Raw genomic sequence first — 22,467 nt, forward strand, 5'->3', positions numbered from 1 at the left:
TCCCGTATATAAGTTTTCGGGGCTCCATCCCTTCAGCCATTTGGTTTTCGGCCCACTGTCTTGCTGTCTACGCTTAAAGATAGGAGTTACCTCCAACCCTCCAAGACTCGCTACAGGTGAATGGCTAGTTCTTACCTGATGGGGTTCCCACCCATTATGGAATATCACCTATGCTCGGACGCTCTATACTTTCTTAACGTGTAAAGAAAACTTGGTAAAGCCAAGCCTTGGTGCTGGCTGAGCCCTAGCTGCACTTATACTTAGGACTTAAACTTTTCCACAACGTCGATTTACTTCCAGCTGAAAAGTATAAAAATTTGCTACATAGATGTGATGTCCGCACCCAACCCCTCGGATCACTTCTGTCCTCCTGCGGCGGCGACAGCCTCCTCGTTGGCCTTCCAGTGACCTTCGGGGCTTAACAGGGGGCTTACGCTTTTCTTAACAATCAATCGGCATTTTCCAGTTTTTGATCCATCCCCGTGCAATCATTGCCTGTGCAAGACGGCCAACCCCTACCAGGTAGGCGGCTTCTCTCATTTTTACACGTTTCTCCTCACGCATCTCATAAACAATTTTAAAAGCTTCAATCATTTTTTCTTCCAACTTTTCAATCACTTCTGCTTCTTTCCAAGCATAGTGCATTGTGTTCTGGACCCACTCAAAATACGATACGGTTACACCACCTGCATTACAGAGAATATCGGGTATGATGAAGATCCCTTTTTCCTCCATTATTCGATTTCCTTCTGGTGTTGTAGGACCATTTGCAGCTTCAGCTACAATCTTTGCTTTAATGGCGCCTGCATTATTACCAGTTATTTGGTTTTCAAGTGCTGCTGGGATTAAAATATCACATTCCATCGCAAACATGTCGTCATTTGAGATTTCCTCGCTACCAGGAAACCCACTAACTGTACCCTTTTCTTTGACGTATTCAATAAGTTCACTGATATTCATTCCCTTCGGCTGATATGCACCACCGCCAGCATCTGTAACAGCGACAACTTTCACATTATTTATTTCTAAATATTTGGCAGTTATCGATCCGACATTTCCGAACCCTTGGATCACAGCTGTCATTTTGGAAAGGTCATAATCAAACCGTTTCGCTGCTTCCTTAATGGTAATTACGACACCCCTACCAGTTGCCTCAAGGCGCCCCTCAGATCCACCAATGATTAATGGCTTTCCAGTAATGAACCCCGGAACATTATGCCCACGTAAACGATCAAATTCATCGAGCATCCATCCCATAATTTTCTGGTCTGTGTTCACATCTGGTGCTGGAATATCCTTCTCAGGTCCGATAACCGGCTCAAGCTCTCGAATAAATCCTCTGCTTAATTCTTCTAACTCTCGCTCTGAAAGTTCATCAGGATTGACTATGATTCCACCTTTTCCGCCTCCAAATGGAATGCTGACAATTGCAGCCTTCAAGGACATCCACATGGAAAGTGCTACGACTTCATCTTCTGAAACGTTTTGATGAAAGCGAACACCGCCTTTTGTCGGACCAAGAATATCTGTATGTTGGGCGCGTATTCCAGTATAATTTACGACATCACCATTGTCTCTGCGGACCGGGATTGATACTTTCATAACACGTTTCGGTTTTTTCAAAATATCATAAACACCTTCCTGTAGTTCAAGTGTCTTAGTCGCCCTTTCAATCAAACGTTTTGCAATCTGGTAGGGATTCGTTATTTCTTCTCCGTTCTTCTCTTCTTTAGCAGGCATTTCTGGTTTAACTTCTGTGTCGATATTGTCCTGATTCTCTTGTGGGTTTTTCAATTCGTCTATTTCTTTGTCTTTTTCCACTATAAAGCCTCCTCGACTATTCCGTTATACATAATTTTCCCATCCTATTTTTGAGTAAACATCTATATCATCCATGTTTATATTTGAACAATCTTTTGAGTATCCTGATAAATAGACCGCTAGAGTTTCTGCCTCGTGCGCTTGATTGGCATGCTCATACATCTTGGCCCACCACGTCCTCGTGATAGTTCAGCACTTTCAATTTCTAATACTTCTACTCCGTGTTCACGCAGTAAACGGTTGGAGACTTCATTCCGATCATAAGTAACAACCACACCAGGCGAGAGGGTTAGTGTATTGGATCCATCGTTCCACTGTTCCCTGGAGGATATAATCTCATTTTGCCCTCCACATGGAATGAAGACGATCTCATCTAGGTCAAGTACTTCTTTTAACGTCTCAATTAATGAAGAACGTTCATAAATTGCAAACTCCCCATCCGATTCAACCTTCTCTAAAATAAATATTTTCAAATGCCCATGGTTTTCAAATGCAACAGGATGAACGGTAAATTTATTTTTATCGACCATCGTAAATATAGTATCGAGATGCATGAATGCTCTGTTATGAGGAATCTCAACCGCAACGATCTTTTCAAAGGAAGTGTCCGACGAGAAAATTTCCTTAGCGAGCTTTTCAATACCTTGGGCTGAAGTTCGCTCCCCTGCACCGATAGCTATGACCTTTTCGCTTAAAACAAGCTGGTCGCCTCCTTCCAGCGGAAAACCTGTATCCCGACTGAAATAAACCGGCGGACTATCTTGAAATAGTTTGTGATGCTTGGATATGTAATCGATAAACAACGACTCTCTTCTACGAGCGGCCTTTTTCATCCGATTCACTGAAATACCCTCACCAATAACAGCAGCCGGGTCTCTAGTAAAATATAGGTTTGGCATTGGATCGAGATAGAATGGATACTGCTGGTCCATTAATTCATAAAGATGGGTTTTCTTTTGTTTGGGTACATCCGTTTTTAAAATTCCAGCCATTATACTCGCTAATAGCTCAGAGGTCCTTAACGATTGAAGATAATCAAAAAGATGGTCATGAGCTCCATTTTCACTGTACCTGCTTTCGTGTAGCACATCCTTTATAAAATTTGTTTTAACATATTCATTGGACAGCACAACTTCCATCAATTCTTTGAGATACAAAACCTCTACGCCATGTGATCTAAGAAGAGAGGAAAAAGCTTGGTGCTCAGACTGCATGTTTGGTAAGTATGGAATATCTTCAAATAATAGATGTTCTAGATATTCAGGGGTGACATTTTGGATTTCTTGATCAGGCTCGTGCACCAGTACAACCTCAAGCTTCTGAATTTCTGAAAAGACTTGGCAATTACTCATGCTTAATCAGCTCCTCAAAATAATAAACCTCTATCTATCCTTCACGATAACGACCTTTCTGAAACCTATTTCTAAATACCGATTAAACAATCCTGCTCGTTTTGTCGATATTACTATAAGAAAAGCGGAAGCGCCTTGACCAGGTGCGACAAGCGCTGGAGATTCTGTAACATAACACGCTTTTTGTGTTTGTGGAAGAATCGAAGCGACCTCGAGCACCTAGGCGCTGAAGCTAGACATTGCATCTATGCCGCAAACTTTTATACTTTCTTTACTCATAAAGAAAACTTGGCTAGCGACAAGCCTTAGCGCTGGCGATCGTCTTAGTTGAACTTATACTATAGAAATTATTTTTATACTTTCTTAACGTTTAAGAAAAGCGGAAGCGCCCTGGTCAGGTACGACATTGTTTATAAAGACATGCTGTGAACGAGAAACCAGCCAAGCGGGAAGTTATAGAATTAATAAAGTGAGGATGAGCTGCATATGGACAAGACTTCAGTGATCGGAATCATATTAGGAGTCGTTGCAATCGGAGTTGGAATGGTTATGAAGGGGGTCAACCCGACGGCGTTATTTAATCCTGCTGCGATGTTAATCATTTTTGCAGGTACTGCTGCATCGATCATGATCGCATTCCCGATGAGCGAAATTAAATGCTTACCTGCTTTGTTTAAGATCCTTTTTACCGACAAAAAAATGACAACCGTTGATGAACTAATTCCTATATTCAGTGAATGGGCGACAATTGCTCGAAAAGAAGGGTTACTAGCCCTTGAAGCACACGCAGATGATATTGCAGATCCCTTCCTTAAAAACGGAATGAAGATGGTTATTGATGGGCAGACTCCTGAATTTATTCGAGACGTGATGGTTGAAGATCTTGCGGCAATGGAAGAACGACATGAAAGCTGCGCGGCAATATTCACACAGGCAGGAACTTACGCTCCTACTCTCGGTGTACTTGGTGCAGTTGTTGGTTTGATTGCTGCTCTTGGAAACCTCGATGATATTGAAGCACTCGGGCATGCGATCGCGGCGGCATTTATTGCAACATTGTTCGGGATTTTTACCGGATATGTACTCTGGCACCCATTTGCGAACAAACTGAAACGGAAATCAAAGCAAGAAGTAATGGTTAAGCAAGTAATGGTTGAAGGAATTCTCTCTATCCAAGACGGAGCTTCCCCACGTGTAATTGAAGAAAAACTGAAAATTTATGTTCCTGCAAATAAGAGAAATCTAGCTCCTTTTTTACAGGAAGGAGAGGAGTTTAATGCTTAAAACACGCGATAAAAAGAAAAAGGAAGAGCATATTGATGAATCATGGCTGATACCTTATGCGGATATGTTGACGTTATTGCTTGCTCTTTTTATTGTATTATTTGCAGTAAGTACAGTGGATGCACAAAAATTTGAAAGCATGGCGAATTCCTTTAAATCTGCTTTAAACGGCGGCACCGGACCAATGGATTATACAAGCCCTGTCAGTGTTGTTGAAAAAAGCTCAATTCCAGTTGCGGAAACAGTGATCACACCTGAGGATGACAAAGAAGAAGATGCCAACATAGATCAAGTTCAGCTAGAGGAAATAAAAAAAAGAATCGACAAATATATTGAAGAAAAGAAGTTAAGCCGAAGCCTACGCACAACCCTGACAGAAAGCGGATTGATCATCACAATTTTGGATAATGCCCTCTTTGCTTCAGGAAGTGCAACCGTGAAGAAAGATGCAGTAGGTCTCGCTAAAGAAATTTCTCAGCTTCTCGTAACAGATCCACCACGGAATATCATTATCGCTGGTCATACAGATAATGTTCCAATTAGTAACAGTAACTTCGATTCAAACTGGGAGTTAAGTGCTCACCGATCGATCAACTTCATGAATTTACTTTTGGAAAACAAGAAACTTGACCCTAGAAAGTTTAGTCAAGCGGGATATGGCGAGCATCATCCCGTTGCCCCGAATGATACAGCGGCCGGCAAAGCAAAAAATCGACGAGTCGAAGTGAAAATTCTACCGAATAAATGAGTGACCTTGTGGGATGCCTATGATGATGGTATCCCTCTTTTCTTGGAGTTAAATATGAATGGATGTTCTTAGTATCCGTTTCTTCTTTTAAACTTAACTAACGACGAATTTATGAAAGCCGACTCACTAAGGGTCGGCTTTCTTGCACATTAAGAAAGCATAAATCTTAATCTACATCATTCCATTAATCGTATAGGCAAGCTAATAATTGGTAAACGTAAGGAGAAGAATAAATGCGTTGGGAAAGGATAGTTCTCATGATCAACTGGTGGAAAAAATGGACCCAACCAAATGAACAACCAAAACAGGAATTCAAGTCGATATCCGCCCTTTTTGAACAAGCAAAAAAGTCAAAAGACTTTGTGCATTATAAAATCAACAACGAACATGGAAGCGTTTGGATTTCTTATATTAAAACGCTTGTTGATACGAATATGCTGCAACGCGATATTTTACCTACCATTCAAAGCAATAATAAACAGTCTCTTGAGGAAATAAAAGGGACTGTACCAATCGGTAATGTGAAAATCACCGATGATATTGAGGAAATAAAAAAGAAATTGCTGGGCGGAAGTGTCATCATCCAAGTTAAGGACCAAAGTAATAAATGTGTGATTATCAAAGCCCAGTCCAAATCTGGCAGAGAGGTTGCTGCACCAGAGATTGAGTTTAGTGTACTCGGTCCTAAGGAAGCTTTTGTAGAGTCTATTGATACAAACCTCCACCTCATTCGTAAAAGAATACCTAGCCTTCAATTCACAGTCAAGGAAATGAAAGTCGGTACCACCTCTCAAACACGTGTTGCCGTATTGTATGTGGAAGGCATCGCAAATCAGGAAAATATTAATACAGTCTTACAACGAATAGATAGTATCGATTTCGATCACGTAACTGATAGCTCTTTTATTACCCAATTAATTGCCGACGACCAGAACTCGCCCTTCCCTCAGCTCCTTGATACTGAGCGCCCTGATCGTGTATCAGCTGTTTTAAATGAGGGGAAGATTGCCTTCGTTATTGATGGATCACCTCAAGTGTTAATCGGCCCTACAAATTTCATCGAATTCTTTTCTTCATTTGAGGATTACTTTTTAAACTGGCATATCGCGTCAGCATTCCGATTAATTCGTATGTTTTCTGTCTTTTTTTCCATATTTGCTACGCCAGTTTATGTAGCTGTATTAACCTATCATTATGAATTAATTCCCAAGGACCTCGTAAGCACGCTCGTTACCTCTCGTAGTGCAATTCCGTTTGCACCTATATTGGAGGCATTGATTCTTGAGTTAGCCATTGAACTGTTGCGTGAGGCCGGGGCCAGGCTGCCAACGAAGGTTGGTCAGACGATTGGTATTGTGGGCGGTATCGTTATTGGAACAGCATCCGTTGAGGCAGGTTTAACGAGTAATGTACTGTTGATTATTGTGGCTCTTGCTGCCCTGGCCTCTTTTACGACACCCGTATATAAAATGGGTAATACAATTCGTTTGATACGGTTTCCATTTTTGTTATTCGCCCAAATCTGGGGGCTTTTAGGGATTGTTCTATGTTTTAGTTTCTTGCTTGTTCATCTTCTGCGTCTCCAATCGTTAGGCAGACCCTATTTAGAACCAATATTCCCTCCACGGATCCCTGATTTAAAGGATACAATTATTCGTTTGCCATTTTCTTCTCAATCCTTGCGCCCATTAAATCTACAAACTGAAAGCACAGTAAGGTTTAAAAAGAAAAAAGCAAAGAAAAAGAAAGATATTGATGAATAAGAAAAGCGGAAGCGCCCTATTAGCCCCAAAGGACACTGGAGGCCCAACGAGGATGTTGCCACCACAGGAGGACTGAAGTGATCCAAGGGGGCTGGGTGCTGGAGCTAGACATTACATCTATGCTACAAACTTTCTTGAAAACACAGACTGAAAGGAGGGACACCATATGAAAACTCCTATACCAGATCGGTTTCTAGTCTCTGCTGGCATTGCCTTTTTTCTCATTCACTCGATGCAGATTGGAATCGGAATACTTGGTTATCAACGAGACATCGCAATGGCTGCGGGATACGATGCATGGATTTCAATCTTGATATCAGGAATCTCTATCCATATCATACTTTGGATGATGTACAGCATGCTAAATAAGGAAAATGGCGATCTGATTTCAATTCATCAACGGGTATTCGGAAAATGGATAGGTGGTTTTCTTAGCACCATCGCAGCTTTTTATTTCTTTTTTCTCGGGGTTACTGTTCTTCGAAGCTACATTGAAGTTTTACAAGTATGGATGTTCCCAGAGATAAATGTTCCTTTTGTTCTTGGTGCCTTTTTGCTTTTAATTTATTATACGATCTCAGGTGGTTTTCGAGTTGTTGCAGGTGTGGCCTTTTTCGGTGTAATCATTCCCTCTTTTTTAATAGTGTTTTTATTTTACCCAGTGCCCTTCGGCGAATTAGATTATTTAAGACCTATTATGAATCATTCTGTCACGGATTTATTAAAGTCAACAAAGGCTGCAACACTATCATTTCTTGGTATAGAAGTTATATTAATTCTATACCCTTTTCTAAAAAACAAAGAGAAATCACAGAAATGGGCGCAACTTGGTGTATTATTCTCGACTTTTATTTATACCTCTACAGCAATCGTCACGTTCATGTACTTTAGTCAAACCCAGTTGGAGCATACAGTTTGGGCGACTTTAAGTATGTTTAAAATTATAGAATTCCCTTTCGTAGAGCGGTTTGAATACATTGCAATTGCGACCTGGGCATTGGTAGTGTTTCCAAACATATGTACAAGTCTATGGTGTGCAAGTCGCGCAATCAAACGAACCTATAATTTCCAACAACGGTGGGTACTCATTTTCTTTCTCCTCACATCCTACATTGCAAATCTCATTTTTAAAGATCGTGAAATTATAAACGTATTCATTAGTTCAATATCTAAGTCGGGTTTCTATATGCTCTACGTGTACACCCCCTTATTGTTCATACTATATCATCTTAAAATAAGAAGGAGACACAAAAAATGAAACAGGTTCTATCACTCATTGTCTGTGTAATCCTATTATCAGGTTGTACTACTATTGAGAAGGAAGTATTAGATGAAATTTATCTGGTCACATTAGCTGGATATGACTTAGAAGACGATAAAATCCAGGCAACATTAGTTGTGCCAATTTACCAAACAGAAGGTACTGTACGTAACGAGTTTTATACAGCTGAAGGGTACCTTAATCAAGAGTTAGACAAAGAAATATCACTGCAGACGCCTAACCCAGTTTTTCCGGGCAAATTAGAAATCGCGATGTTTAGTGAAGAATTTGCAAGTAAAGGTTTCATTGAATTAACAGATGTATATCGACGGGATCCAAGTATCAGTGCGAATGTCAGACTTGCAGTATATGATGGCAATATAAAAGAATTCATCTATAATCAGCAGGTTCAAAACATGGACCTTGGCATGCATGTCGCGAAGATTATTGAACAAGCAATCGAAGCGGAGGTTTTACCGAAAACCAACCTGCACCTTTTTTTCCAATCGTATTACGGAGAAGGTGAGGACCCTTTCCTACCCCTCCTCACTCGAAAAAATGGAAAGTTAAAAATAAAAGGAATCGCATTATTTAAAGGTGAAAAAATGGTTGATCAAGTGCTGGATGATCGACTCTATATATTCGGAGTTCTCCATAATGAATTAACCAAAGGAAGATTATCGATAGAACTTCCGAAACAAAATGCACGTGTCTCAATCGGCCATGTTAAAACAAATAAAAAGGTTCACATTACTGGAACGTCCTCATCCCCTAACATTAAACTTAGCATTGATTTAACTGGAACCATCGATGAATACTCTGGGGGAAGAAAAAGGGTGGATAAAAATATAAAAAAAATTGAAAATCGAGTAAATCAATATCTTGAAAAAGAAACGCAAAAAATGATTAATTCTTATCAAGAACAAGGGGTAGACCCATTCGGCATCGGGAAAGAAGCAAAAGCGCATTTTAGAGACTGGGATTCAAAGACCTGGCAGGAAATTTACCCACAAGTTAACATTCAAACCGAAATAAATATGGATATAGTGCAATCTGGAGTTATTCGTTAAATGAGACCAGAGCTTGCACAAACAATGGTTCAACTAGGAATTTCATTTGAAGGAATTAAAGTCGTTTGTTCATTAAAGGATGCACTAAAGCAAATGAAAGACGAAATTTAACCAAGATTCAACATTTGTGAAACATAATCAAGCCCAGATTGGTTAAAACTATACGTATCCTTCTATTGGAGGTGCAACATATGGATTCAAAGCAAAAAAATCCATCGGTTGATGGGACATTGCCCCATCAGGCAAATGCTCCTGTATTTGAGAATGTATCTGAGGATGAGCGAAAACCATTTGTTAACGAGCATGGTGTAACTATCGGAGACAGTTATTATGAATCAAAAGACTCTCCTTTAAATCAGTGGAGTGATGACGTTGATCCATCAGTAATGGCTGGGGATGAGTGGGTACATCCGTATAACGATATTGGTTGGAACTCCTCAGAAAATAAGGAACTTGCTGAAGAGGACAGGATTCCGAAGGGCAGTCCGTTTATGCATCCAACCAAAGATGTCAGCTATGCCCGAGATTAATTATAGATGGGGAACGAGATAAAATCTCGTTCCCTTCTTATTTTGACCCAGGGCGCTTGCGCTTTTATAGCGAGGATGTTTTTCGAAATTTCGATTCAACCCTCCGCTTACGTTTCAGTTCCTTCATAAATTCCTCCACTGTTTGAAAGGAATCATAAAAGAACAACAGTAAATCGCCTGGTTTGGAGGCTTCCCAAGCAGCTCGGAATGCTTGTTTTTCATTGAGCTCAATGATCCGGCTTTCACTTGATAAATAATCCTTAAAAACCTCATCTATCATTACTGCAACCTCTTTCGGTTCTCTCCCTCTCAAGTTTTCATCCTCTTTCACCACAACAAGATCGGTCTCTTTCCCAATAATAGAAGCCATATTGCGAATATCCTCATCCATTCGGTCTCCTGGTGCTGAAATAGCTGTAATAAGCCGTTCATAAGGAATTGCCTTAACTGTCTCATAAATAGCTCTTAAGCCAGCAGTATTATGAGCATAATCGATGACAATTGTACGACCCTCATGGTCAATTTTATTAAAACGCCCAGGACTCTGATAAAAGTCTGGGAAAAAGGTTAGTACCTTGGTCCGTAATTCTTCAATAGAGACGCCTAATGCATGGGCTGAAGCCATAGCCTGTAACAAATTACGAATGTTATGACGCGCATATCCATTAAATGTTATCGGGATCTCCCTATACACCATGAACTTTTCTTGTTTCCCATCTTTCTCATGAATAATCCAATCATCCTTAATAAACCATAACTCCCCACCCTCTTGCTTATGCTCCCTAAGGAATGGATTCTCCTCAGATAGAGATGTAAAGATCACCTGTCCGTCTGTGTGAGCACACATTTCCCCTACAGCTTGATCATCTGCATTCAAAATACAGTAACCATCCTGGTGTACCAGCTCTGGTATTAATCGCTTAAGCTTGCGCAAGTCCTCAATCGTTTCAATTCCGTCAAGGCCGAGATGATCCTCTGAGACATTGGTTACAATGCCTACGTCACAATACCTGAACGCCGTTCCTTCGCGTAGCATACCTCCTCTGGCTGTTTCAAGTACAGCTGCATCAACCTCTGGATGATGCAGAACTTTTCTTGCACTAACAGGACCACTGCAGTCACCCTCATCAATACATTGATCCCCTATGAAAACACCATCTGAATTAGCCATCCCAATGGTTTTTGAATCGGATTTTAAAAAGTGAGCAATGAGTCGTGCTGTTGTAGTTTTCCCGTTCGTACCGGTTACTGCAATTGTTGGGATACTAGCCTTATCACGATTTTCAAACAAATAATCGACTATGGCTCCGCCTACATCTCTCGCTTTTCCTTCACTTGGATAGAGATGCATTCGTATGCCAGGTGCCGCATTTACTTCGAGAACAGTTGCATAACCTTGCTTATATCCTGCTGTAATGTCTTGAATGATCATATCAACCCCAGCAATATCTAGTCCGATTGCACGTGCGGATCGTTCAGCGATTTCACAATAACTGGGATGAACAGTATCTGTGACATCAATTGCAAGCCCACCTGTTGACAGGTTTGCATTGCCAAGAAGGTGAACAGTTTCACCCTTTCCAACAATCGTTTCTAAGGTTAGATTTTTCATTTTCAAATAGCTCACTACCGACTGGTTAATCGGTATTTTCGTCATCGGCTTTTCGTGACCGTCTCCTCTTAAAGGATTCTTATTTTCACACTCGATTAAGGTATGAATAGAATCCTTTCCATTCCCAACTACATAAGGTGGAAGCCGTAAGCTTGCTGCCTGCACGCGCCCATTGACCACAACAAAACGATAATCATTACCGGAAATATAGCGCTCAATGATTACTTTTTCATGATCCTTCAAGCCATTGTATCCTGCCCGTAATTCTTCCTCTGTTTTAATATTTGTTACAACACCTTGTCCCTGTCTGCCGTCTAATGGTTTGGTCACTAATGGATAACCCAGTTGCCTTGTTACCTCCATAAGCTCCGTTTCATTTGTAATCACCTTCCCATCTGGAACAGGTAGTGCCGCTCCACGTAAAAGTGTTTTAGTGACTTCCTTATCACAAGCATTTTCAACCGCAACGAAAGAGGTTTGGCTCGAAATTGTTGCATGCATCGTTTTCTGTTTTATTCCAGTTCCTAATCGAAGTACACTCTCATTTTCGATTTGTTCGACAGGTATTTTCCGATCATAGGCAGCTCGATAGATGGCCTCTGTACTTGGGCCAAGTTTATTTGTATAAAAGAGTTCTTCAACTTTTTTGATATAAGAGTCAATCGTAAGCCCGCTCGTTTCGTCTGAAAGCAGTTTATTTACAATTTCCATCGCAGCATGAAAGGCGTATATACCCGATTCCTTTTCCTCATACCGATAGGTCACAAAATAAATACCTTCTCGTTCACTTGTAATTGTCTTCCCCCGCTTTACTGGAATACCAGCTAATGACTGCAACTCAATAGCGATGTGCTCAAGTATATGACCCATCCACGTTCCTTCGTACATTCTTTCAACAAACCCACCTTCATACCCACGGGAACACGTATGAGTTTGCAAGCTCGGAATTATCGCTAACAATTGATCTGTAAAACCTGGAAGCTTATTGGATGGTTTCTTCTCTAATGCTCCGATGTCTAGTTCGATCCAAATTGTTGGCTTATAGCTATAATAATTAGGCCCCGAAAGGTATTTAATCCGATTAATTTTCATCGGGTTGAGTCCTCTTTTCCTTAATAATTAAGTGGCGTTGTTCAAGATCAAATTGATATCCTTTAGCAAGTGAGTGCAGCTGCACCCCAGTAATGGTAACCTCATCACTTTCAGCTTCATCTGCAATATCAACAAAAGACAGCTTACATCCATCAATTACCGTAACGGAATGCTCTCCAATTACTTCGAAGAATCTTCCACCATCCCGAACCCAAACAGCCGTATTTTCATCTATACCAACCCCGATAATCTGGGGATTTTGAGCAATCGCATGAAGTAATCTTCCGAAACGAGCACGTTGGGAAAAGTGTTGATCAATGACAACGTCCTCCAAAAAGCCGAAGCCGACTCCCATTTCTACATTTACGTTTGCTTGATTAGCTTTCGTTTTACCAGAAACAATCATATGTCGACTCATTATAGCTGCCCCTGCACTCGTTCCTGCTATAATCATTCCGTTGTGCCATTCCCTTTGCATCCGTTTAAAAAAGCTCGTCCCGCCAATAATACTTGAAAGTCGGTTTTGGTCTCCCCCTGTCATAAATAATGCTGATAAAGTAGAGACTTTTTCAAGAAATTCTGGGTCTTCTGCTTTTGTCCGCGTGTCAATATGTATAAGCTCGACCTTAGATGCCCCGAGTTTCAAAAATATATCTCGGTATTCACCACCAACCTCTTCAGGATAACCTGTAGCGGTTGTTAAAATTCCGATTTTTCCTTCTTTTGTTTTCGTATCTTTAATAAAGGTAGAGAGGATTTCCATCTCCCCCAGTTTATCTTCATTCCCACCGATTATGAATAAATCACCGTTCACGATGTTTGTCACGCTTCATCTCATTCCTTTATGATTAAAAAGTGAAGTGTCAAGGAAACATACAAAACTGAAAAATCACCCATTATCGATAAATGAGTGATTTTTACTATTTTATTCCATAACTTCTAAGTTTATACCTCTTATAGCAAAAAGATTGCAACGATCGTCGTTACGAGTAAGCCTATAATAACTGGCAGCAAATTCCGACGGGCTAACTCAAATGGGTCGACATTACAAATTGCAGCTGCAGGAATGAGAGCCCATGGTACCAATGTACCTCCACCGACCCAGATCGCAGCGACTTGCCCGAGTGCCGTTAAGGTAGCGATCCCTTTTCCAATTGCAGCTGCAAAGAGACCAGCAATAGAACCAGCTAATGAGATTCCTGAAAAGCCGGAGCCATCTAAACCAGTAATTGCTCCTACACCGGTCAGTGTAAAGGCTGCTACTGCTTCATGAACCGGAACATTGTGAGCAAGCGCGTATCCTAAGTCATTGACAATTCCTTGAGACCCCTCAGGTAGTGTCTCACCAAATACGGCTGTAAATCCGGAATCCCCCATATAAAAGAAGGCTGCGATCGGAATAACGGGACCGAACACTTTAAAACCAAACTGAAAGCCTTCGATGAGATAGGAAGTAATTTTCTCGAGCCCTTTGTTTTGATACCCAAGCATAGAAATAAGCATTAATATGAAGATTACCGTTCCACCGATTAATGCGGTCGCATCTCCACCTTGGAGATTCAGCTTAAACATAACAGAGACATCGATCAGGAATAAGATTGGGATAACGATAGCAAGTATTTTCTTCGAACGGTCTGTTAATAGGTTGCTACCTTCCTCATTATTGGTAAGTTCAAGATCCTCTGTCGAAACTTGAAGCAGACCTTTTCGCATGTCTCTACGTAAAAACCAGAACGCGATTACTGTAGTCACAACACCCATAACAATAACAAGAGGCACACTAGCTTCTAATACATCTCCAACTGGGATACCAGCCGCGTCTGCTGTCAGCTTCGGTGCTCCTTGAATGATGTAGTCCCCTGAGAGTGCGATCCCATGCCCAAACAGGTTCATTGCCATCGCAGCACCTAATGCTGGAAGTCCGACACGTAATGCTACTGGTAGGAGAACTGCACCTAACAACGCAACAGCCGGAGATGGCCAAAAAAACCAGGATATAACCATCATCACAATCCCAATCGTCCAATAAGCAAGGGCTGGAGTACGTATGAATTTTGCAAAAGGAGAAATCATAACTTCATTGATTCCAAGCCGTATTAGGATTCGACTCATCGCTACGATTACTGAAATAACGAGAATCGTTCCGAGTAACGCATTGATCGCATAAATAAAACTGTTAAATATCCCACTTACAGCTGAACTTAGAGAAGATGTAGCGATTAGGCCTAGCACAAACACACCAATCACACACACTAAAGTCGTATCTCTTCGCATTACCATCACGCCAATGATAATGAGGATAAACAATAAATATACACCGTGAATTAGTGTTAATTCAATCCCCATACTTGTTCCCCCATTGTGATATTCGTCTATAAGAGGATGTTCAAAAAGTCCGGGAAACATTGCTTTCGAATTTCTTCGTTGCGTTGCCACTTCGGTCCAAGTAAGAGTCTATGTACCTGCGTCTACAAGCGTATTCTTGGATGTAAGCTTCCTCGGTACAACTCGTAGTATTTATGCAAGTACCGCTCGTCGTTCCGGTCCTCGTGACTGCCGCGTCTCGGGCTCACACGATGTGAGTCAGTTCAACGTTGTAACAGGACGTTACGATCTTAGTTGAACTTCACATATCTCGGCTCTGTTTGTCCTCCTTTTTGAACACACACTATAATGCACAATATGCAGGGCTTACTTTACCGGTGAGTTATAATGAATGTTAAAATGTCGGTAGCAAACGAGGGGGGATCTTTATGGCGGGTTACATACTTAGATGGTTGTTTCGTCTCAACGTATCGAAAAGTACACTATTTGCAACACTGTTAACCTCTCCGTGGCTTATTTTTCTATTGCTGCAGCATAGAGATTTTACAACAGCCATTTTGTGGGCCTATACCGCAGTTGTCTACTTCTTTATCTCATTCTTCCTTCTCATTTTTTTAAAATTGATATCGTTTCTTGGGAGGTCAAATGCAAGAAAAAAGCTCGTCACGTTTACGAGAGTATACATCCGTTTTCATGTCGCATCCGCCTTGTTAGGTCTTTTCTCCTTATATTTTCACGTTTCATATATGTTGGAGTTAGGATGGGTGGGAACTGATGTTGGTTCAGCGGGGTTGTTTGCACTAATCGGGTTAGCAGGGGTTCTTTTCACAGGTTACCTCCGTAAACAAAAATCATCGGGAAGAAGACGCCGTTATCATCGTTATTGCGCTTACGCTTTTATCGTGCTCGTAATTGTACATCTGTTTTTATGAAGAATTAAGCTGAAAAACTCCAAGTAAGCTCAGCATCTAGCTTCTTAATGACAGATACGAATAACTGGACCCATATAAGAAAAGCGCAAGCGCCTGCTTAGCCACGAAGGTCACAGGAAGACCGACGAGGAGGCCTGAAGTGATCCAAGTGGTTGGGCGCTGAAGCTGGACATTACATCCATGCCGCAAACTTTTATACTTTCATTACTCATAAGAAAAGAAGGGATGCCGAAAAACAGCAATCCCTTTCTCTTCATATCAATCTGTTACTTTTTCCACCATTCTGTATACAGCGATACTTCTTTTTCCCGTTTATGCCTTGTCTTTAGGTAATGTAGTTCGAGTATTTCTCTCGATTCTGCCTTAATCTCTTTGCCTTCAAGGTAATCATCAATTTGATCATAGGAAATACCGAGTGCTTCTTCGTCCGGTAGTCCAGGACGATCTTCTTCTAAATCAGCGGTCGGAACCTTTTTATAGAGGGACCCAGGTGATCCCAGTTCCTTAAGAAGCTCTTTACCTTGCCTTTTATTCAATCCGAACAGTGGCGCAATATCGCATGCACCATCGCCATGTTTCGTAAAAAAGCCAGTAACTGCTTCAGCTGCATGGTCTGTGCCAATTACGAGCAAGTTGTAATGGGCTGCAAGATCATACTGGACCTTCATCCGCTCCCTTGCTTTTGTATTTCCTTTCAAAAAGTCATTGAGTTCTTCCCCAGTTGCCACATGAAACGAACGATAAGAAGCATCGACAGCTCCTTTAATATTTTCAGTGACAATACGGTCGGGCTGAATGAAATCCAAAGCCTCCTGTGCATCATCTTCATCGTGTTGAACGCCATATGGAAGACGCACTGCAAGGAATGTGTACTCTTCATCCGTTTCGTCAGATAATTGATTTACAGCTAGTTGTGCAAGTTTACCAGATAAAGTCGAATCTTGGCCCCCACTAATCCCAAGGACAAATCCTTTCATCCCAGTCGTTTGTGCATAATGCTTCAACAACTCAACCCGCTTTGATATTTCCTCTCCCGGGTATATTTTCGGCCTTACATGCAGTTCATTAATAATTTCATCTTGTAAACTCACTCTATTACCTCCATTGCTGTAGCTCTATATTACAGTAGATTAAGTTTTCATTTCGTTATTTTAGCGACATTTCACCTTTTAAATACTACTTTCAGCTTAATTAATGGGAATAAATAAGCATTTGTGTTTTATTGGTAGGAGTTTAGGACGTGCAATAACTGGTCCCAATGTATCATGAGAATTTTTTCCATTAATGATAAAATTGTATAAATACGATAGGTTTAGGCTCTCGAGGGCGGTCGGCACTATACTCGAAAGGGGTGGTGTTACAATGACAGTCTATCAAACGTTGATGGTTGCCATCTCGTTTGCTACGTTGATTATCGGCGTCTTGTCATTTCCTTACAAGAAATAGACCGCCCTTGAGCTGCATACTTTAGGTCGCGGTCTACTATCTAGCCGGATCCCTTCTCGGGACACGAACTTGTCGTATTTTCCACAGGTGTTCCTGCACCTGTGGAATTTTTTTATTATTGATTATTCTAAAAATCTTTTTTTATTATAACACCACTTTAACTGTATGTCATCGGTTAAATGAATAGAAGTGTAAAATTTTCCTGTTTTTATTTGATTCCCTGTCAAATTTTGATTAAAACTGGACAAGGCTTGCGATTATTTTAGACACTCTTATCCATACAAGCCATCAATCTCTGTTCAATTTCCTGCGCCATAGCAGTAATCTCATCATCTTCTACCATTGCTACGAGTGCTGTTGGCTTTGGCATCCCGATTTTTGTCACACCTTCGTCCTCATAGACAACCATTTTACAAGGAAGAAAGTATCCAATCATTACATTTTGATTAAGAACCCGTTGGGCCTCTTTTGGGTTACATACTTCCAGAACCCGAAACGAACGATCAAACTCAAGATCCTTCTCATTCAATTTTTCTTTTATATCGAAATCCCATAGAACGCCAAATTGCTCCTTACTTAACTGGTCCTCAAGGTTTTTGCACGCGTCATTAACAGAATGCTCTGTCAGTACTGTGTAGTGGAACAACCGCCTCATCTCCTTTACAATATGATTCCTTATATAGTCTTAGAATTGTTCCCTTTACTATAATCCATTAAACAATGCTCTGTTTTATACAAGCTTCAAATTTGATCGTTATGATCCGCCTTTATCTTTAACTCTAAGCAAGCGTAACCCATTGAGCGTAACGATCAGTGTCGCGCCCATATCAGCAAAAATCGCAATCCACAGTGTCAGCCAGCCTGGAATGACAAGGAGTAGTGCGAGTACCTTGATCCCAATAGAGAAGCTAATATTTTGTTTAATAATTTTCAAGGTCTTCCTGCTTAATTTTATCGTGAATGGAAGCTTTTTCAGATCATCCCCCATTAATGCGATATCCGCTGTTTCTAGAGCTGTGTCCGTTCCAGCACCACCCATTGCTATTCCAACTGTTGATGCAGCAAGGGCAGGTGCGTCGTTTACACCATCACCGACCATCGCGACTCGTCCATATTGATCTTGATACTCCTTTATATATCGCAGTTTTTCTTCAGGAAGAAGGCTAGCTTCAACATGATCAATGCCAATTTGTTGTGCAATTGCTTTTGCTGTTATTTCGTGATCACCTGTCAACATCATTATGTTAGGCATATCGAGTTGTTGAAGTGCTTTGACTACAGTAGCACTTTCCTTCCGTACTGGATCTGCCACCGCAATAATAGCAATGATCTTCTTGTCGGTTCCAACAGCCAACACCGTCTTCCCTTTTGAACGTAGAACATCAATATGTTCAACATGCTCACTCAATATAGGAATCCCCATTTCTTCTGTGAACAATGAGATACTTCCCACATAAAAAGGGATCTGATTGATTGTTCCGGTTACACCTTTGCCCGTAATCGAGCGAAAATCAGTTAGTGCCTGATCGTCCGTGTAAATACCTGCTTCTTCTGCCTTCTTTACAACGGCAGACGCTAATGGATGTTGAGATTTCTTTTCAAGAATTGCTGTCACCTGAAGGACTTCCTGCTCGGTATAATGCGATACAAGAACTACATCCGTAACAACAGGAACCCCCTTCGTTAAGGTTCCGGTTTTATCAAATGCAATTGCCTTGAGTCTACTGGTTTCCTCCAAGTAAACGCCACCCTTGATTAAGACACCGTTTCTAGCCGCATTTCCAATTGCTGTTACAATCGATACTGGCGTTGAAATAACGAGGGCACATGGACAGCCAACAACAAGCACTGCTAAGCCTTGATAGAGCCACTCACTCCAGCTTGCTCCAAATAGTGGTGGAATCGTTGCAACACCAAGTGCAACAAGGATGATTATAGGTGTGTAATATCTCGCAAATTGATCAATGAACGATTGTGAAGGGGCACGTTCATCCTGCGCTTCCTCTACGAGGTGAATAATCTTTGCAAGTGTAGTATCCTCTACCCGCTTTGTGACCTCCACTTCAAGGAACCCTTCTTCATTTAATGTACCGGCAAACACGTCATCCCCGCTTGTTTTGGTCACTGGAACAGATTCTCCCGTGATTGCTGCCTGATTAATGGAGGACTCCCCTGTTCGTACAATTCCATCCATCGCGAGCTTTTGACCAGGCTTGACGAACATTACATCTCCAATGCGTATCTCTTCTACTGGGATTGTAATCTCTTCTCCGTTTCTTTGGACAATGGCTTCTTTCGGTGCGATATCCATCAACCCATGAATCGATTGTCTCGCCTTATCCATCGAGTAGGACTCAAGAATTTCGCTGATCGCAAAAAGAATCACGACCATCGCCCCTTCTCCCCATTCCCCGATAATGACAGCACCAATAATCGCAATCGTCATAAGTGTCCTCATGTCAAAATCAAAACGGATCAGATTCTTCAGGCCAGTTCCAAATAAGCGAAAGCCCCCTAAGACAATCGAACCTGCATATAAAAGAACCGATAATAACGACCCCTCACCAATTGTCAGACCCACACACCAACCGGCAACAAGAAGAAACCCAGCGAGCAGTACAAATAAATGCTGTTTCCAGAACGTTTCCTGTCGCTCTTCTTCTATTTGATTTTCAGGACGTACCTTTATGTTTTCAAACGCCCCAGCTCTTTCAAGCTCACCTATATTGGTTTCTCCCATCACGGTAAGTTTGGCAGCGGCGAAGTTTACTTTTGCATCAAAAACACCATCCAGGTGCTTTACGTTCGTCTCGAACTTTTTCGCGCAACCCGCTCAGGTGAACCCAGAAACCCGGTACACATTTTTGGTGACATCTTTAGTTTTTTGTTGTGGCTGCAAGGTGTTTCCCCTCCTTTAGATGGGAAAACGCAGTCTGGATAATTTGACGTACGTGATCATCATCAAGTGAGTAGTATACAAGCTTTCCTTCTTTACGGTATTTTGCAAGTCCCATGTTTCGTAGTAAGCGTAAATGATGGGAGGCTGTAGCTGCTGTGCATTCAACAATCATGGAGACATCACATACACAGAGTTCCTCTTCAATCGAAAGAGCGTATGCAATCTTAATCCTAGTATCATCCGAAAGTGCTTTAAAAATCTTAGCAGCAGACATTGTATCCTGTTTATGAAGATCATTTTTTATTTGAGTAACCTTTTCATCATGGACACAGGTCACTTTACATACATCATCTTGTGGCATTAAATGCACCCCTTTCATTTTAAGGCAAACCACATTCAAATACTCATTTGAATGTTAGTATATTAGTTCTTACCACAAAGTGTCAATAAAAATACATTTCGGCTTATTATTCTGGTGTCATATAAGAAAAGCGCAAGCGCCCTGCTTAGCCACGAAGGTCACTGGAAGACCGACGAGGAGGCTCGGCCCAAACAAGTTCGGCCCTGCGTGGGAATATACATGGAGTACTTCAGTGTGTTGCCGCCGCAGGAGGCCTGAAGTGATCCAAGTGGTTGGGCGCTGAAGCTGGACATTACATCCATGCCGCAAACTTTTATACTTTCTTTACTCATAAAAAAGAGCCGACTACAATGCCCGCTCCTATAAAAACTTATTTAAATGTTGTGATTTCACCATAAAACTCAATTTGATCATCTTTAACTACGATACCTGATTCATCCTTACAGCAGTAAAGAGGTAGTCTATGGTCCCGAGTAAATGCTTCAATGTTCTTACGATGCAATCCCTCTGAATAATGGGGCAAAAAATGAAAAGGAACAATATCAAAAGAGTCTAGTTTCTCTAGCTGAATGTCGTTAGGATCAATGATACCCGCAACTTTAACCGTTGGAGACATCACCATTGCCCCTGCACTCACCCCAATTAACATCCTGTCATTCCGGACAAACTCCTTTATAAATGGGATTAGACCCCGTTTGCGTAAATTAGACAAAAAATAAAAGGTGTTGCCACCCGATAAATAAATAGCATCACACTTCATCAAACGTTCTATATCATCTGTGTCGTATGCTTTGTCAATGTCAAAGTATATGTATTCATTGAATCCAATCCTATCTAAATTCGGCTTCATGCGCTTGTAATAATATTTTTCCGCATCAAATTGTGACGGAATATACCCGAGGCGCGCTCCATTCTTTGAAACCATCTGATTAATTTTGGCTTCAAGACGTTGATCAAGGTTTTCTGTTAAATTACTTAATAAGATAAGGTTCACTTTGTCACCCCTTGTTGTTCTTTTATAACGATTGGCTTTCTGATGTCGAATTTTCGGATTTCATTTTTTTAAAATCTTCTTCTTCCTGTAAAAGTTTTGAGATATAGATGAACCCAACAACAATTGCTGCGGTAGGACGCCCTTCCCGCTCAAAAAATTTCTAATTGTATTATTCGGTTTTTTTTTGAAGAAATCCTTTTTAAGGAGATTCGAAATCTGCTGAATTCGAAGTAAATAAACTAATTATTTTTAGTGTAAGAAAGCGCAAGGGGACTGAAGTGATGTATCTGGTCGCAGGAGCTAAACATTAAAAAAAGCTGGCTCCCATTCGGAAGTCAGCTTTCCCCATTATGTTTAACTAAATTTGCGACAAGGACATATCGTTCTGGTGCCGCCCCTACAAAAGTGAATGGATAACAAGTCGTAACCGTCAATGTTGCCTTTGGTTTCGGAACGATAACTGTTCGGTCATCCGCATCCACAATTCTAACTTTACGGATTTTATAAACAAACGTTCCTGCTGAGGTCGAAACTCTTAACTCATCCCCTTTTCCAACTTCTCCAAGCCGACGGAAAACCGTGTCTCGATGGCCCGATAAAACAGAGTTATTATCTTCCCCAGGCAAAACACTTCCTGCAAAATGCCCGACCCCTTTTTCAAGGTTCTCTTCTTCTGTTCCATGAATGATCGGGAGTGTCGCATTAAGCTTAGGGATGTGTAACTCCCCAATATTCTCACCTTTTTCAGGGCGAGTTTTATAGACTACAGGCTCTGAATTCCTCTTTACATCGGTCCTCTTTTCTGCGATTACAGGGTCCGTTGTGTCCATTTTCTGCTCTATCTTATAAAGAGTGTACCCTGTAATCAGCTTATATGCGTTCGTTCCTGTAAACCAGATACCAAGCCCAATCACCCCGAATGCCAAAACCATTAAGAAGAGTTTAGATCCCTTCCTTCTTCCTTGCCTCTTTTTCAC

Annotated in this window: 19 protein-coding genes; 8 read left to right on the plus strand and 11 right to left on the minus strand. The window is 41.1% G+C overall.

What is annotated here, in order from left to right; translation table 11 throughout:
• Positions 1-441: 441 nt before the first annotated feature.
• Together NON16_RS20745 and NON16_RS20750 are read right to left on the minus strand one after the other, a co-directional pair.
• A complete protein-coding gene (locus tag NON16_RS20745; protein WP_372508856.1) occupies positions 442-1,740 on the minus strand; it encodes a Glu/Leu/Phe/Val family dehydrogenase in 1,299 nt (432 codons plus the stop codon).
• Between the two features lie 200 nt (positions 1,741-1,940).
• Positions 1,941-3,173 carry an arginine deiminase gene (locus NON16_RS20750; RefSeq protein ID WP_257351330.1) on the minus strand — a complete coding sequence of 411 codons (1,233 nt, stop codon included), beginning with the start codon at positions 3,171-3,173 and terminating at the stop codon, positions 1,941-1,943.
• 486 nt (positions 3,174-3,659) lie between these two features.
• Between NON16_RS20750 and motA the strand changes: the two genes are divergently transcribed.
• The 6 genes from motA (at position 3,660) to NON16_RS20780 (ending at position 9,829) form a co-directional block, all read left to right on the plus strand.
• Positions 3,660-4,457, plus strand: a complete 798-nt coding sequence (gene motA, locus NON16_RS20755) for a flagellar motor stator protein MotA (protein ID WP_257351331.1) — start codon at positions 3,660-3,662, stop codon at positions 4,455-4,457.
• Positions 4,450-5,205: a flagellar motor protein MotB gene (gene motB / locus NON16_RS20760; protein ID WP_257351332.1), complete on the plus strand. Its 756-nt coding sequence runs from the start codon at positions 4,450-4,452 to the stop codon at positions 5,203-5,205. Before motA ends, motB begins: the two co-directional genes overlap by 8 nt.
• A 257-nt stretch (positions 5,206-5,462) precedes the next feature.
• Positions 5,463-6,968, plus strand: a complete 1,506-nt coding sequence (locus NON16_RS20765; protein ID WP_372508857.1) for a spore germination protein — start codon at positions 5,463-5,465, stop codon at positions 6,966-6,968.
• A 166-nt stretch (positions 6,969-7,134) separates the two neighbouring features.
• Entirely contained in the window at positions 7,135-8,226 is a 1,092-nt protein-coding gene (locus NON16_RS20770) for a GerAB/ArcD/ProY family transporter (RefSeq protein ID WP_257351334.1), read from the plus strand.
• Entirely contained in the window at positions 8,223-9,299 is a 1,077-nt protein-coding gene (locus NON16_RS20775; protein ID WP_257351335.1) for a Ger(x)C family spore germination protein, read from the plus strand. Before NON16_RS20770 ends, NON16_RS20775 begins: the two co-directional genes overlap by 4 nt.
• Positions 9,300-9,490: 191 nt before the next feature.
• Positions 9,491-9,829 (plus strand): DUF3905 domain-containing protein, encoded by a 339-nt coding sequence (locus tag NON16_RS20780; protein ID WP_257351336.1) that lies wholly within the window; start codon positions 9,491-9,493, stop codon positions 9,827-9,829.
• Between the two features lie 64 nt (positions 9,830-9,893).
• On the opposite strand, the gene cphA is transcribed toward NON16_RS20780, so the two are convergent.
• The 3 genes from cphA to NON16_RS20795 all read right to left on the minus strand — a co-directional run bounded on the left by cphA (position 9,894) and on the right by NON16_RS20795 (position 14,879).
• Positions 9,894-12,533: a cyanophycin synthetase gene (gene cphA, locus NON16_RS20785; protein ID WP_257351337.1), complete on the minus strand. Its 2,640-nt coding sequence runs from the start codon at positions 12,531-12,533 to the stop codon at positions 9,894-9,896.
• Positions 12,523-13,359 carry a cyanophycinase gene (locus NON16_RS20790; RefSeq protein WP_257351338.1) on the minus strand — a complete coding sequence of 279 codons (837 nt, stop codon included), beginning with the start codon at positions 13,357-13,359 and terminating at the stop codon, positions 12,523-12,525. Before NON16_RS20790 ends, cphA begins: the two co-directional genes overlap by 11 nt.
• A 128-nt stretch (positions 13,360-13,487) precedes the next feature.
• Complete coding sequence (locus NON16_RS20795; RefSeq protein WP_257351339.1) at positions 13,488-14,879, minus strand: hypothetical protein; 1,392 nt, start codon at positions 14,877-14,879, stop codon at positions 13,488-13,490.
• Between the two features lie 407 nt (positions 14,880-15,286).
• On the opposite strand from NON16_RS20795, the gene NON16_RS20800 reads away from it, so the two are divergent.
• Positions 15,287-15,790, plus strand: a complete 504-nt coding sequence (locus NON16_RS20800; protein ID WP_257351340.1) for a hypothetical protein — start codon at positions 15,287-15,289, stop codon at positions 15,788-15,790.
• A 266-nt stretch (positions 15,791-16,056) separates the two neighbouring features.
• Here NON16_RS20800 and nadE read toward each other — a convergent pair whose 3' ends face one another.
• Positions 16,057-16,881 (minus strand): ammonia-dependent NAD(+) synthetase, encoded by an 825-nt coding sequence (gene nadE, locus NON16_RS20805; protein ID WP_257351341.1) that lies wholly within the window; start codon positions 16,879-16,881, stop codon positions 16,057-16,059.
• Between the two features lie 271 nt (positions 16,882-17,152).
• Here nadE and NON16_RS25750 point away from each other — a divergent pair, with 271 nt between their 5' ends.
• Entirely contained in the window at positions 17,153-17,236 is an 84-nt protein-coding gene (locus NON16_RS25750; protein WP_372508858.1) for a putative holin-like toxin, read from the plus strand.
• 262 nt (positions 17,237-17,498) lie between these two features.
• Here NON16_RS25750 and NON16_RS20810 read toward each other — a convergent pair whose 3' ends face one another.
• From NON16_RS20810 to NON16_RS20830, 5 genes are all read right to left on the minus strand, one after another.
• A complete protein-coding gene (locus NON16_RS20810; protein ID WP_257351342.1) occupies positions 17,499-17,882 on the minus strand; it encodes a DUF302 domain-containing protein in 384 nt (127 codons plus the stop codon).
• Between the two features lie 108 nt (positions 17,883-17,990).
• Entirely contained in the window at positions 17,991-20,135 is a 2,145-nt protein-coding gene (locus tag NON16_RS20815; RefSeq protein WP_257351343.1) for a heavy metal translocating P-type ATPase, read from the minus strand.
• Positions 20,113-20,496, minus strand: coding sequence for an ArsR/SmtB family transcription factor (locus NON16_RS20820; RefSeq protein WP_257351344.1), 384 nt, complete (start codon positions 20,494-20,496; stop codon positions 20,113-20,115). The genes NON16_RS20815 and NON16_RS20820 overlap by 23 nt, the downstream gene beginning before the upstream one ends.
• Positions 20,497-20,866: 370 nt before the next feature.
• On the minus strand, positions 20,867-21,490 hold the full coding sequence (locus NON16_RS20825; protein WP_257351345.1) for a Type 1 glutamine amidotransferase-like domain-containing protein: 624 nt from the start codon (positions 21,488-21,490) through the stop codon (positions 20,867-20,869).
• Positions 21,491-21,825: 335 nt separating this feature from the next.
• Positions 21,826-22,467, minus strand: coding sequence for a class D sortase (locus NON16_RS20830; RefSeq protein ID WP_372508855.1), 642 nt, complete (start codon positions 22,465-22,467; stop codon positions 21,826-21,828).

Source organism: Pseudalkalibacillus decolorationis (assembly GCF_024609785.1).
Classification (GTDB): Bacteria; Bacillota; Bacilli; order Bacillales; family Fictibacillaceae; genus Pseudalkalibacillus; species Pseudalkalibacillus decolorationis.